The sequence below is a fragment of the Steroidobacter sp. genome (assembly GCF_036402275.1).
GTDB lineage: Bacteria > Pseudomonadota > Gammaproteobacteria > Steroidobacterales > Steroidobacteraceae > Steroidobacter.
Genome location: NZ_DASWTF010000041.1, coordinates 73754 through 87430 on the forward strand (window position 1 = coordinate 73754; position 13677 = coordinate 87430).

Annotated in this window: 13 protein-coding genes; 8 read left to right on the forward strand and 5 right to left on the reverse strand. The window is 62.0% G+C overall.

Annotation, left to right across the window (positions count from 1 at the left end):
- The first annotated feature begins 69 nt into the window (after positions 1–69).
- From VGD45_RS25645 to VGD45_RS25660, 4 genes are all read left to right on the forward strand, one after another.
- The gene (locus VGD45_RS25645; protein WP_331158227.1) at positions 70–699 is read left to right on the forward strand and encodes a hypothetical protein; all 630 of its coding nucleotides are present in this window, start codon (positions 70–72) and stop codon (positions 697–699) included.
- A complete protein-coding gene (locus VGD45_RS25650; RefSeq protein ID WP_331158228.1) occupies positions 696–1130 on the forward strand; it encodes an AraC family transcriptional regulator in 435 nt (144 codons plus the stop codon). Before VGD45_RS25645 ends, VGD45_RS25650 begins: the two co-directional genes overlap by 4 nt.
- 155 nt (positions 1131–1285) lie before the next feature.
- Positions 1286–1906 (forward strand): outer membrane beta-barrel domain-containing protein, encoded by a 621-nt coding sequence (locus VGD45_RS25655; RefSeq protein ID WP_331158229.1) that lies wholly within the window; start codon positions 1286–1288, stop codon positions 1904–1906.
- 110 nt (positions 1907–2016) lie between these two features.
- Entirely contained in the window at positions 2017–4701 is a 2685-nt protein-coding gene (locus tag VGD45_RS25660) for a PAS domain-containing protein (RefSeq protein ID WP_331158230.1), read from the forward strand.
- Positions 4702–4704: 3 nt separating this feature from the next.
- Here VGD45_RS25660 and VGD45_RS25665 read toward each other — a convergent pair whose 3' ends face one another.
- From VGD45_RS25665 to VGD45_RS25685, 5 genes are all read right to left on the reverse strand, one after another.
- Positions 4705–5334: an isochorismatase family cysteine hydrolase gene (locus VGD45_RS25665; RefSeq protein WP_331158231.1), complete on the reverse strand. Its 630-nt coding sequence runs from the start codon at positions 5332–5334 to the stop codon at positions 4705–4707.
- A 42-nt stretch (positions 5335–5376) separates the two neighbouring features.
- Positions 5377–5913: a hypothetical protein gene (locus tag VGD45_RS25670; protein ID WP_331158232.1), complete on the reverse strand. Its 537-nt coding sequence runs from the start codon at positions 5911–5913 to the stop codon at positions 5377–5379.
- A 26-nt stretch (positions 5914–5939) separates the two neighbouring features.
- The gene (locus VGD45_RS25675) at positions 5940–6776 is read right to left on the reverse strand and encodes an enoyl-CoA hydratase/isomerase family protein (protein WP_331158233.1); all 837 of its coding nucleotides are present in this window, start codon (positions 6774–6776) and stop codon (positions 5940–5942) included.
- Positions 6777–6862: 86 nt separating this feature from the next.
- Positions 6863–7534 carry a response regulator transcription factor gene (locus tag VGD45_RS25680; protein WP_331158234.1) on the reverse strand — a complete coding sequence of 224 codons (672 nt, stop codon included), beginning with the start codon at positions 7532–7534 and terminating at the stop codon, positions 6863–6865.
- A 43-nt stretch (positions 7535–7577) separates the two neighbouring features.
- A complete protein-coding gene (locus tag VGD45_RS25685; protein ID WP_331158235.1) occupies positions 7578–7952 on the reverse strand; it encodes a response regulator transcription factor in 375 nt (124 codons plus the stop codon).
- A gap of 292 nt (positions 7953–8244) precedes the next feature.
- Here VGD45_RS25685 and VGD45_RS25690 point away from each other — a divergent pair, with 292 nt between their 5' ends.
- From VGD45_RS25690 to VGD45_RS25705, 4 genes are all read left to right on the forward strand, one after another.
- A complete protein-coding gene (locus VGD45_RS25690; protein WP_331158236.1) occupies positions 8245–8886 on the forward strand; it encodes an MEDS domain-containing protein in 642 nt (213 codons plus the stop codon).
- Between the two features lies 1 nt (position 8887).
- Positions 8888–10477 (forward strand): sensor histidine kinase, encoded by a 1590-nt coding sequence (locus tag VGD45_RS25695; RefSeq protein ID WP_331158237.1) that lies wholly within the window; start codon positions 8888–8890, stop codon positions 10475–10477.
- Between the two features lie 87 nt (positions 10478–10564).
- Positions 10565–11314 carry an SDR family oxidoreductase gene (locus VGD45_RS25700; RefSeq protein ID WP_331158238.1) on the forward strand — a complete coding sequence of 250 codons (750 nt, stop codon included), beginning with the start codon at positions 10565–10567 and terminating at the stop codon, positions 11312–11314.
- 106 nt (positions 11315–11420) lie between these two features.
- The gene (locus VGD45_RS25705) at positions 11421–13643 is read left to right on the forward strand and encodes a PAS domain-containing sensor histidine kinase (RefSeq protein ID WP_331158239.1); all 2223 of its coding nucleotides are present in this window, start codon (positions 11421–11423) and stop codon (positions 13641–13643) included.
- Positions 13644–13677: the final 34 nt, after the last annotated feature.

Below are 13677 nucleotides of genomic sequence, written 5' to 3' on the forward strand. Positions count from 1 at the left end.
CATCGTGTAATCGCCGTTTAAGGACGTGTTTTGATTACATGACTCCCCAGCAAGAGGGAGCCTTCGATCATGAAATCGACGTTTCGTTTGTTGTCGGTCAGCCTGGTGACCACTGTCGCGGCCTGTGCTTCGACGACGTTCACTTCGACCTGGAAAGCGCCCGATGCACAGGCGCTCGACCCGAGAGGACACAAGATCGCGGCTGTGTTCATCAGCTCCGATGAAGCGGGCCGCCACGTTGCCGAAGACGTTCTGGTCCGAAAGCTGGCCGAACACGGCGCGCAGGGCGTCGCGACCTATTCCCTGATTCCAAGCGCGGAGCTCAGCAACATGAGCTTCGTCAAGCAGCGGCTGGCGGAAGCCGGCGTCGATGGCGTGCTCACTGTGCGCGTGATCGACGAAAGGGAAAAAACTACGATCACTCTCGCGGGTCCCAGCCCGGCGTTCGATCCGTACTGGAGCTTCTCTGGGTATTGGGGCTACGGCTGGGGATATCCGTACGAGCCGACGCGTGTGACTACGGCCACGGAGCTCCGCGTGGAAACGCTCGTGTATTCGGTGGAACGCGATGAATTGCTCTGGGCAGGCACGAGTCGAACGATAAACCCAAACAATGTGGAGAAGTTCGTTGCACGGCTCGCGGATCAAGCGGCGAAGCAGATGACGCAGCAAGGCGTGCTCGCGGCGGTTACGCCATGAGCACGTCATTCGAAACTATTTCCGCGGAGCGTGCAGGGGTTGCGCGCACGGTGATGGCGTCATCGCCAACCTTTCAACTCGGTGGCGTGTCTCTCGCCTCCTGGCGGGCGAAACGGGTGCGCCTCTATATCGAGGCGAATCTCGAGCATCGATTGGACACGGACATACTGGCGCGGGTCGCCTGCGCCAGTCGCGCGCATTTTTGCCGCTGTTTCAAACGAACGTTCGGCGTCACCGTGCACCAGTACGTCGTGCAACGGCGTATCGAACGAGCACAGCAGCTGATGCTGACGACGCAAGCCACGCTGACCGAGATCGCGGCCAGCTGCGGCATGAGCGACCACTCACATCTCACGCGAATGTTTAGACGCGCCGTTGCGGAGTCGCCGTCCGCATGGCGTAAACGCAATCTCGGGGTGACGTATGGATAGATCGATACCCACTTTGTGGCTGACCGGCGTCGTTACCGCTGTTTGCGACGCCGAGGCGGGTCAGGAACATACAGGCGATAGTGAGTCTGTGTCATCGGCGCCGTCGATGGTCGGCGCCAATCTTGGGAAACCATGTTTGTTCAGGAGCGAAAGTAATGTTGACGAAGAAGACACTCATCGGACTGGCGACCGTTGGCGCCCTGGCTGGCAATACCTTGCCCGCGCAGGCGCAGGTCACCGCGAGTAGCCAGGAAGTTCACGTGTATGTCGGCGAGGCATTCGGCGACGACTTGACGGATCGCAGGATATCCGGCCGCATGCCGGAGCTCGATGACGATGTGACTTTCGGCTTGCGCTACGGATTCAACTTCACGGAAGCCTGGGGGCTCGAGTTGTCGCTGGGCCGCACCAACACCGCGGTGACGAAGCTGGCCGGTCGGGACATCGATTTCGATCTCACGACCTTCGATGTCGATGGAATTTATCACTTCAACTCCAGCGAGAGCTTCGTGCCTTATGTGCTCGCTGGCGTCGGCTACGTCGATGGCGATCTGGATCGGCCGATTACGGGTGCCGCGCCGGGGATGGGGACCGTCCGCATCGACGACGACAATGGCTTCACGTTGAACGCGGGAGTCGGCGCCAAATGGTTTGTGAGCGACCTGGTGTCGCTGCGGCTGGACTTGCGCTACCGCTATCTGGACAAGATCGTCGATCGCCTGGATGACTCCTTGAACACGTTCGAGACCACCGTGGGCATCGGCTTCAAGTTCTGAGAAGTCGATGAGTCCGGCGCGACATCCGTCGCGTCGGTCCGATCTGCGCCAGACCGATACCAAGGTAGCATAGCTGTGGAGCCGAACCTGGCGCACCTTGCGTGCTGAGCATGGTCAAGGGGACAGACAGCGCCGCGCAGCGGATCGAAGATCTCGAGCATCGCCTGAAGGCAATGGAGCTCGAGTTGGCCGGATGCCGGCAGGCGCGAGAGAGGGACGGCGACGCGCTCGGCATCGTCGACGGCATCCCGGGTTTCGTGGCCATCCTGGGAACCGACGGAATGGTGCAAGTCGTGAACCGCCGGATCCTCGACTATTGCGGCCAGACCGTCGAGGAGCTGCGGAACTGGGGCACGAACGGTACGGTGCACCCGGAAGATATGCCGCACGTCGCCGAGGTGTTCGGCAGGTCGATGCAGGCCGGCATTCCTTACTACATCGAACAGCGCCTGCGCCGTTTCGACGGCATGTATCGTTGGTTCGGCAATAGCGGCATTCCAGTCAAAGACGACGCCGGTCATATCCTGCGCTGGTACGTGCTGTTGACCGACGTCGAGGAACGAAGAAAAGCCGAGCAGGCGCTGCGGGCGAGCGAGATCGATCTCAGGCTGATCATCAATACCATCCCGGGATTGATCTGTCTGTTCACGCCCGACGGCCAACTCGAGGGCGCCAACCAGCAATTCCTCGACTACCTCCGGCAGCCGTTCGAGGAGGCTCGGAAGTGGGCGACCAACGGCAACGTGCATCCCGAGGATCTGCCCACGTCGTTGAACGCCTTCCTGCATTCGATCGCGACTGGCGAGCCGTACGATTTCGAGACTCGCGTCCGGCGCTTCGATGGAGCGTATCGTTGGTTTCAGATCCGAGGGCAGGCGCATCGAGACGCCGACGGTCGCATCGTGCGTTGGTATGGGCTTTTGATCGACATCGACGACCGCAAACGCGCGGAACGGGCGCTCGAAGCAAGCGAGCGCACTCTGCGGCTCACCATCGACACGATTCCGGCGCTTGCCTGGTCCGCGAACACGGATGGCACCGGCGATTTCTTCAATCAACACTATCTGGACTATGTGGGCGCCTCACTAGAGCAGGTGCGCGACTGGGAGTGGAGGAACGTAGTTCATCCGGATGACCTCGGCGTCATCATGCAAGCATGGGAAAGCTTCCGCGCTGCGGGTAAGGGGGGCGAAGTCGAAGCGCGAGTCCGGCGTCATGACGGCGCATATCGCTGGTTCCTCTTTCGCGCCAATCCATTGCGCGATGAGCACGGCAATATCGTCAAATGGTTCGGCGTCAACGCCGACATCGAGGATCGCAAACGAGCGGAAACCTTGCTGGCGGGCGAGAAGCAGTTGCTCGAAATGGTCGCCTCGGGCCGATCGTTGCGCGACGTTCTCGGCGCGCTGTGCGAGATGGTCGAAGGCGTTGCGCCCGGGTTTCATTGCGACGTCCACGTCGTGGATCGCAGCGGCGCCGCCTGGTCCGTGCGCGCCCACGCTCTGACGGATGGAATGAGGGCGGTGTCGAGAACGCCGATCCGTTCGCGCGCTGGAAATCTGCTGGCGACGCTTTGCATTCACCAGCGGCGCCCGACGAGCCTCGCAGCGGATCATCGCGACATCGTCGGGCGAGCCACCCATATTGCGAGCATCGCGATCGAGCGTCTGCAGTCCCAAGAGGAGCTGCGTCGCAGGGAATATTATCTATCTGCGGGCGAACGCGTCAGCCTGACGGGCTCCTTCGCCTGGCGAGTGAGCACGGACCAGATCACCTGTTCCGAACAGCTGCTGCGAATCTTCGAATTGAACGAACCGGCCGAGGTTTCGATCGCAGCCATCCGCAAGCGCATTCATCCGGACGACCTGGCGCTTCTGGAATCGACGGCGGCCGATGTTCTCAGTGGCCAGGGCAGTCCCGAGTACGAAATCCGCCTGGTCATGCCTGACAGCCGCGTCAAATATGTCCGCGCGTTTTCGCAGGTCGTCTATGACCAGGACGGACGATTGGAGTGTATCGGCGCCATGCAGGACGTGACCCGGCGGCGGCTCGCCGAAGACGCGCTGGACAAAGTCAGATCCGACCTGGCGCACCTGACGCGCAGCCTCAGTCTTGGCACATTGACCGCTTCGATCGCCCACGAGGTCAATCAGCCTTTGACCGGAATCGTGGCCAATTCCAGCACCTGCGTCCGCATGCTCAGCGCCGATCCTCCCAACGTGACTGGCGCATTAGAGATCGCGCACCGAAATATCCGTGACTCCCGGCGAGCGGCGGAAGTCATCGCTCGATTGCGGGCGCTGTTTTCGCGGAACACGACGAGAAACCCGGATGTCGATCTCAACGAGGCTGCCGCGGAGGTCGTCACGTTGCTGTCGAGCGACCTGCAACGTAACCGGGTGATCGTGCAGACCGAGCTTGCGACCGATCTGCCGAAGGTGACCGCGGATCGGATCCAGCTGCAACAGGTCATATTGAATCTGTTGAGGAATGCTTGCGACGCCATGAGCGATGTCCACGATCGTCAGCGGGTGGCCGTGATCCGCACGATGGGCGTCGGTGACGACCATGTGCAACTCACCGTGCAGGATAACGGCAATGGCTTCGAGCTGGAGAGCGCAGAGGCGATGTTCGAGGCGTTCTACACCACCAAGAGCACGGGAATGGGCATCGGCCTGTCGGTGAGCCGCACCATCATCGAAAGTCACAACGGGCGACTCTGGGCGGAACGTGACGCTGGCGGCGCCACGTTCGGATTCCAGATACCGGTGACGCCGTGTCACCCGCCGGCGTGAGTGTCACGCACCGCCGCCAATCGCGGCGGTCACCTCGTCGGTGGTGACGATGGCGCTGGCGTAGCTGGGCAGGTTGATGTCCAGCGCAGCGCTCATCTCTTTCTCTGAATAGTCGGCGGTCGCATCTCTGACCACCGCCACGTCGTAGCCCAGCTCGGCGGCAAAGCGCACTGTCGCTTCGACGCAGGTGTGCGCGACCAGCCCCATGACGATGAGCTTCTGGATCGCCTGGCGCTTCAACTGCAGATCCAGATCCGTGTTGGCGAAGCCGCTGGAGCACCAATGCTCGCCGACCACGGTCTCGCCGGGCAGCGGCGCGAACTCGGTGCGGATCTCGCCGCCCCACGTGCCATATTCGAAGGACCTGCGGCGCCACGCGGCCCGCTGCACCGGAGCGACGTACTTCCAGTTTTCGTAATCGCCCGGGCGATAGCGGCGATGCATGGCGTAAAAGACCGGCAGCTTGGCTTTGCGTGCCACGTGCAGGATGGCGAGCATGTTCGGAATGCAGTTGTTCGCTTCCGCGACAGCGCGGATGCGGTCCCATATCTTGCCGCCTTCGGAGATGAAGTCGTTGTAGGGATCGATGACCAGCAGCGCGGTGATGTGGGGTTGGTAGATCTCGTTGGCCATGACTTGCTCCGGGATTCAGTAGATATCGGACCGCACGCGCACTCAGGCGGCGTTCAAGCGACGAAGTGCATGTCGCTCCAGGCTCGCCGCGAAGAACGGCGTTTCCTGCCGGTTGTGCGCCGTGCTGATGGGGGCGCGCTGCGCCTGGAACACCTCGAATGGGATGCCCTGGCGATTGAGATAGTCCCAGAACTGCTCGGTGGGGCGCGTGCGCACACGGTTCGTGAGATCACACGTCCCGGCGCTGATTTGTCTGACGCTCAGCTCCCACATCACGACGATGCTGGTCCGGCCCGATGTGGTGAAAAGATCGGAGACCGACTCCAGCACGAGGTGATGTTTCTCGGCGACTTGCTCGATGTAGTGCTGCACCATCGGCGTGCCGCCGATGACTTCGACGTTGATAGACATGCGTCGGCCGTCGCGTGACGTGGTCGAACCCGCCGCGAAGTGCGCGGGCGAGCAACCTTGATACTCGTGATCCGGCAGGCTGAAGCACCATGCAGGAACATCGATCAGCTCGAGCGGAGCATTGATGGGGGCGGAGAAACTCGAATCGACGATGATATGTTCTTCCATTTGAAGGTCCTCTGGTGGTGAAGAAATCACGCAGTGATGGCGGCCGCGCGAGGTACGACGTGATGGCCGAGTTGCAACTCGATGTCCGAGCGCTGCTGTAGCCCCGCGCTCAATAAGCTCGCCACTTGCGCCTGCGTTTCCGGTCGGCGGATGGACTCGAAGAAGGCCGTCAATCCGTCGGCAAGCTCTTGGTTCGTCGGAAGGCTGGCGATGTCGACGAAGTGCTTGGTCTCGGCGAGTGCGCGCTTGTCGAACTTCGACAGGCGCTGCGCAAGTGTCTCGACGAACTCATCGAGCTGCGTGTCGGGAAGGGCGCGATTCACATAGCCGTAGCGCTCGGCCAGTTCGCCCGGGAAATCATCGGCGCTCAACAAAATCTCGAGCGCTCGGCCGCGACCGGCGAGACGTGCAAGACGAGCCATGGGACCTCCGCCCGGCACCGCGCCGACACCGACTTCGAACTGTCCCAGCCGGGCGCGCTCGCGGCTTGCGAAACGGAGGTCGCAGGCCAATGCAAATTCACTGCCGGCGCCGCGAGCGCACCCACGAATGAGCGCAATGGAAGCCACCGGGCATCGACTCAAGCGGACCAATACATCGAGCCAGGGGTGTAGGCCGGTCGGCGTCGCTTTGGTCGAAGGCTGGGTGGAGGTGGTGCGCACGTCGTAGTGCGCAAGAAAGAAATCCGGATCGGCGCTCTCGAACACGATCACGCGCAGTTGCGGATCTGTTTCCATCGAGGCGATCAGCGCGGACAATTCGCTGACGGTGTCCGGATCGATCAGGTTGATGGGCGGGTGATCGAACGTCGCCTTCCAGTAGCTGGAAGAGCGCTGCTCAAGGCGGATCTGGCGGGCTGTCACGTTGGATCTCCTCACATCGGCGTGTGGAGATCACAACAGAGACTTATTGGCGGGGCGATAACACGATGGTATCGCCGCGGGAAGAACTAACGTTCGTGCGCAGTGGGCAACTGGAGGCGGGCGGCCATGTTCACCAGATCGGCGAGCGAGCGCGCACGCATCTTTTTCATCATGCGGCCGCGATGAGCCTTCACCGTGATTTCGCTGATGTCGAGAGCCGCGCCGACCTGTTTGTTGAGGCGGCCGCGAACCACCAGCTCCATGACTTCGCGTTCACGCCGGCTCAGGGACTCCAGGCGCTTGCGCAGGAGCTGCAGATCCGCGTCCTGCGCCAGTTCGGTCCGGCTGCGCGCAACGGCTGCCTCGATGGCGGCCAAGAGAGCATCGGTGTCGAAAGGCTTGGTCAGGAACTCGACCGCGCCGGCCTTCATCGCTTGTACCGTCATCGGGATGTCGCCGAAGCCGGTGATGAAGATGATCGGCAGCTCCGCCTGGTTGGCGCCGATCTGTTTCTGCAGCTCGAGACCATTCAGATCGGGCAGGCTCACGTCCAGGACGAGGCATCCTGGCGCCGCCTTGCGGGCATGCGTGAGAAAGTCTTCGGCGCACACGAACACCTCCGGGCGCCAGCCTGCACTGGCGACCAGGGCTTCGAGCGACTCCCGGACCGAGATGTCGTCGTCGACGATGTAAACGATCGGTGTGAGATCCGACATGGACGATTTGAGCTGAGCTAGGGGCTCGGTCGCCGCGTTCATCGATATATCTCCCGCCGGGTCATCGCACAAGTCCTACGGTATTTCAGCTGGTCGCGAGCGCGCGGTCGAGCGCGGCCCGCAGATCCTGATCGCCGAACGGCTTGAACAGGCACTCGACGGCGCCTTTTTGCAGCAGCCCCGCGCGCACGTTGGCATCGGCGTGCGCGGTGATGAAGATCACCGGAATGCGCAGCCCTCTGTTGACGAGCTCCTGCTGCAGCTCCGGACCCGTCATGCCCGGCATCGCGATGTCCAGGATCAGGCAGCGGACGCGGTCGAGCATATCGCTCGACAAAAAGGCTTCGGCGGCGTCGAACGAAATCGCGGCAAATCCGAACTCTCGCAACAGGTCAGGCAACGCCTCGCGTACCGACTCGTCGTCATCGACGACCGCGATCAGCTTGCTCGGATCCTTCATCGATACTCCGCAGGACGCATGCGCATACCGGGGCGCCCGATCCTGGGTCCATTCTGGCTTTCCATTGGGGTCTCCTCTGGGTCACGCAAAGAGCATGCACCTCTTTAGACGTAGACGTGTTGATACCATGGTGTCGGTCGATGGCAGGCTCCCGGCACGACGGTGGTCACGACCGGTGGCATGGATGCTGCATGGCCATCGGGCCAATACCAAGGTTGCATATACATCAGTGTATAACTAGCGCATCTTTACCAATCCCCATCCGAGGCCAGGAGCGGGGGAGGACCACAGAGTGACGCCCGCGGTTCCGATCACGATAGCCGGCTCCCCGCTTGCCGTGCCCCGGCACGTCTGCGCGTTCTTCAACAGCGCCGACGAAGAGTATCGAGTGTTGCTGCCTTTTATAAAGGAAGGATTCGACCGCGGCGACAAGGCAGTTCACGTCCTCAATCCGGATCAGCGCGCCGATCATCTCGGTCGTTTGAGCGCCGCCGGCGTCGATGTGGCCGCCGCGCAAGCCAACGAGCAGCTCGAGATCAGGAACAATGTCGAGACTTATCTGCGCGAAGGCCGGTTCGATCCCGATCGCATGCTCGAAGCTTTCGAAGCGCTGGCCAGCGGCCGGGCCGCGCATGGCTTCCCCCTGAGTCGCATCCTTTGCCGCATGGATTGGGCGGTGGATAGCGGCTCGCACGTGGAACAGCTGGTCGAATTCGAGTCGCGGGTGAACGAGGTGTGGTGTCGTCATGACGACGCGGTCATTTGCACCTATCATCTGTCCAAATTCGGCGCCGATACGGTCATCGACATCCTGCGCACTCATCCGTTGGTCATCATCGGCGGCGTTTTGCAGCACAATCCTTTTTTCATTCCCCCCGAACAGTTCCTGCCGGAGTTGCGCCAGCGCCGGGCCCGGCGACCCGCCGTGATCTGACGTGGCGGAGCCGGCGCAACTCGCTGCGGACGTGAGATCGTTGCAGCGTTGTATCAACGATCTGGTAAGTGTGGTCACGCTGCCCGCGTTATGGGCGGGAGCGTCGCCCGAAAAGATCGTGAGACTGTTGGTCGAGACGCTGAGCAGGATGCTCGATCTCGATTTCGTCTACGCGCGCATCGGCCCGTCGAATGGCGCGCCAACGGCCATTCTTCACGCTGTTCCAGCATTGGATTCTTCTCCGAACCTGAGCGAGCAGCTGGACGCCTGGTTCGAAGACAACTCGCAGGCGTGGGCCCCGAGACGTGCGCAAGTCAACGGCGCGGACCTCACGCTCTTCCCATTGCGCCTGGGCTTGCTGACGGAGGCTGGCGTGCTCGTCGCCGGCTGTCGTCGACCGGACTTTCCCCTCCAGACCGAATCGCTGCTGTTGACCGTTGCCGCGAACCAGGCGGCGATCGCCTTGCAGGAGGCAAGAGCCAGCGAGCTGAGCCTGCAGCGGATGATCGAGACCATTCCCGGCATGCTCTGGAGCGCCACGCCCGACGGCATGATCGATTACTGCAATGGCCGGCTGCTCGACTACGCCGGCTTTGCGCCCCATGAGGTGATGGGGACTAACTGGGTCAAGCTGCTGCACCCGGACGATGTGCCGCGCACGGTGCCGATATGGCTGGAATGTGTGAGAACTGGAGCACCGTATCGGGTGGAGGTGCGCACTTACTTCGCCGCGGAGCAAACGTATCGATGGTGCGTCACCGACGCGCTGCCGCTCTACGACGAGCGAGGAAACATTCTCAAGTGGTATGGCACGGTCGTGGACATGCACGACTGGAAACAGGCGCAGGAGGAGTTGCGGGCAACCCAAGGGGAGCTGGCCTACATGGCCAGAGTGATGACGCTCGGAGAGTTGACGGCATCGATCGCGCACGAGCTCAATCAGCCGCTGGCGGGAATCGTCACAAACTCGAGTACGTGTTTGCGCATGCTGGCTGGCGACCCGCCCAATGTGACGGGCGCGAGCGAGACAGTGCGACGAACTATCCGAGACGCCAACCGGGCTTCCGACGTTATCAAGCGGCTGCGCGCGCTGTTCGCCAGGAAGGAGATTGCCGCCGAGGCCGTCGACCTGAACGATGCCGCTCGCGAAGTGCTGGCGCTGTGCAACGCCGATCTGGAGCGCAACCGGGTCGTGCTCCGGTTGGATTTTGCCAACGACCTGCCGCCCGTGAGCGGCGATCGGGTCCAGCTGCAACAGGTCATCTTGAATCTGATCGGCAACGCCTCGGACGCGATGGCGAGTGTCCAGGACCGGCCGCGAGAGTTGCTGATCAGAACGGAGCTAGACACGCCCGGCTCGGTTCGCGTCACCGTGCAGGACAACGGCGTCGGCTTCAAGCCGGAAGACGCGGAGAAAATGTTCGTCGCGTTCCACACCACCAAAACCGGCGGCATGGGCATCGGCTTGTCGGTCAGTCGCTCCATCATCCAGAGCCACCAGGGCGAGCTGTGGGCCACGCCGAATGCCTGGCACGGCGCTTCGTTCTGCTTTCGTGTGCCCTGCGAGCGACCGATACCAAGGTCGCTGTGAATACCATCGTCTAATCGTCTGGCGGTCGTTCCTTTGGTGCCATGAGTCCCGGTCGGCTCGATCGGTACTCACACAGGAGCAAACGTCATGGCCACGTCCAACATCGCGGGCAAAATCGTCGTCATCACCGGAGCCAGCAGCGGCTTGGGCGAGAGCACTGCCCGTCTGCTCGCGGCGCAGGGTGCGAAAGTCGTTATCGGCGCCCGGCGCATGGATCGCATCGACACGGTGGTTGGTGACATCGCGGCTGCTGGTGGCGAAGCGATAGGGGTGAAGACGGATGTCACCGTGCGCAAGGATGTAGAAGGGCTGGTCCAGACTGCACTGAAGAAGTTCGATCGCGTCGATGTGATCGTGAACAACTCCGGAATCATGCCGATCGCACCGCTGGTCGCGCTCAAAGTGGATGAGTGGGACCGGATGATCGACGTCAACATCAAGGGACTGCTCTATGGCGTGGCCGCCGTACTGCCGGCAATGCAGAAGCAAGGGCACGGCCATATCATCAACATCGCATCGGTGCTCGGATTCAAAGTGCTCACACCGGGCGGCACTGTCTACAGCGCAACCAAGTTTGCAGTCAGGGCGATCACCGAAGGGCTGCGAGTCGAGCTCAAGACGCACAACATTCGCACGACCGCGATCTCGCCGGGTGTGGTCGCGACCGAGCTGCCGGAGAGCAGTTCGGAAGAAGCGACCCGTCAGCACTTACGGGACTTCTACAAGATCGCGATTCCTTCGGACAGCATCGCCAGCGCCATTGCCTACGCAATCGAGCAGCCCGCGACGGTGGACATCAACGAAATCGTGATCCGGCCGACCGCTCAGGAGTTCTGATCGCCGCTCACCGATACCATGGTGTCATCGCCGCGCTCGCCGCCATCTGCTGAGATCGCGGCAGTGATTGTCAGGGGCGTTGTGACATGGGAGGCAGTGGCGCTGAGTGAACATCGAGCTCAGTCGCATCGTCGACGCGCTACCCGCGTTGATCTGGACCGTGCTGCCGGATGGCCGGGCCGAGTTCGTCAATTGCCGTTGGCGCGAGTACACCGGCGTGTCCACTGCCCTCGGTGACGAATGGCGCGCGGCAATTCATCCTGACGATCGGAAAAGACTCGACGAGACGGACTGGTCGCTCGACATCGACGCGGAAGTGGGCGAGCACGAGGCGCGCTTACGTCGATCCGATGGCCAATACCGTTGGTTCCTGCTCCGCATCAGCCGCCTGCTCGATGACGCGGGCCGCGTCGGCCAATTGTGTGTGATCGCGTGCGACGCCGATGAAAGAGGCAAACAGGAGGGCTTGGCCGGCCCGGACGGCCGACTTCGCCGCTTCGTCGAAGGCTTGCCCACGCAGATGATTTTCCTGACGCCTGCCGGCGAGCTCGAATACGTGAATCGCGAGGTCCTCGATTACTACGGCAAGTCGCTCGAAGAGCTCAAGGACTGGGCCACCTCCGACGTCATCCATCGCGAGGACCTGCCGCGCGAGTTCGCCCGACTGCAACGGACGCTGGCCTACGGCGAGCCGTACGACTCTCACAATCGAATGCGTCGTGGCGACGGCGTGTATCGATGGTTCCGGTCTCGCATGCTGCCGTCGCGGGATGCTCATGGGAACATCGTCCGCTATTGCTCGGTGCAGACCGATGTGCACGAGTTGAAACAGGCGGAGACGCTGCTCACGGGCGAAGTGCAGCTGTTGGAGATGGTGGCCCGGGGCCGCCCGCTGACTCAGATCCTCGACGCATTGTGCCGGCTGGTGGAGAAACTGGCGGATCAGTGTGTTTGCAGCGTCGTCCTGGTCGATACCGACGGCTCGGATCTTCGAGTGGGTGTCGATCCGGAACCGCCGTCGAGCGAATTCACATCGAAATCCTCCATGCCGATCCTGTCGAGTCGCGACGAAGTCCTCGGCTTTCTGTCGATTCATTATCGCAAGGGCGCGAGTTGCCTGAGTGGCGAGCGGGAGCTCATCGACAGGTTCGCGAAAATCGCCGGCATCTCCATCGAGCGCGCCCAGGCCGACGCCGCGCTAAGGGCGAGCGAGACGGCGCTGAAACGTGCGCACATGCAGCTGATCGAAGCCCAGCGGATCAGCCAGACCGGCAGCTTCACCTGGGACGTTCACGCCGACGAGCACATCTGGTCGGACGAGATCTACCGGATTTTCAACTTCGAGCCGGGCATGCCGGTGAACCTGCCCATGATCCAGGCGGCCATTCATCCCGAGGATATGCCAGCCATCGAGGCGGTGATCGGCCGCGCCGCCGAAGGCAGCGACTTCGATGTCGTGTTTCGAATTCGTACGTCCACGGGCGCGATCAAGCACGCTCACGTGGCCGGTCATCGCAGCGACCAGTTTGCAGGGCGCCTGGTGTTCGTCGGCGCTCTCCGCGACATCACGGAGCGGAAGATTGCCGACGAGGCCTTGCACAAGGCGCGCTCGGAGCTCACCCAATTGGCGCGCGTGATGTCACTAGGAGCGCTGACGGCATCCATCGCGCACGAGGTCAATCAACCGCTCGCGGGCATCATGACCAATGCCAGCACCTGTCTGAGCATGTTGGCAGCCGACCCGCCGAATGTCGAAGGCGCTCGCATCACCACACAGCGCACATTGCGCGACGGGAATCGCGCGTCCGCGGTGATCAAACAACTACGAGCATTGTTTGCCCGTAAACAGCCTGCGATGCATGCGGTGGATCTCAACGACGCCGCGCGTGAAGTGTTGACTCTGCTGGCGAGTGAGCTTCATCGCGGCAGAGTGAGGCTGCGGACGAGCCTGGATGGTGGGCTGCCATTACTGCGCGGCGATCGCGTACAGCTGCAACAGGTGATTCTGAACCTGATCGTCAACGCCATCGATGCCATGCGCGAAGTGGACGACCGGCCGCGTGATCTGCTGGTCGCGACGTCACTGGTGGAAGGCAATGCAGTTTCGATGTCGGTGAGCGACTCCGGCGTGGGCCTCGGCATCGAGCATCCGGAGAAACTGTTCGACGCGTTCTACACGACCAAGGCCCATGGCATGGGGGTGGGACTGTCGATCAGCCGTTCGATCGTCGAGAGTCATCAAGGTCGCATCTGGGCCAGCGACAACCAGCAGCACGGCGCGACCTTCACATTCACGATTCCTCGCGAGCTGCCTCGCGAGCACAACTGATCGGTGTCACTATGGACTTGACCAACGTTCCCGC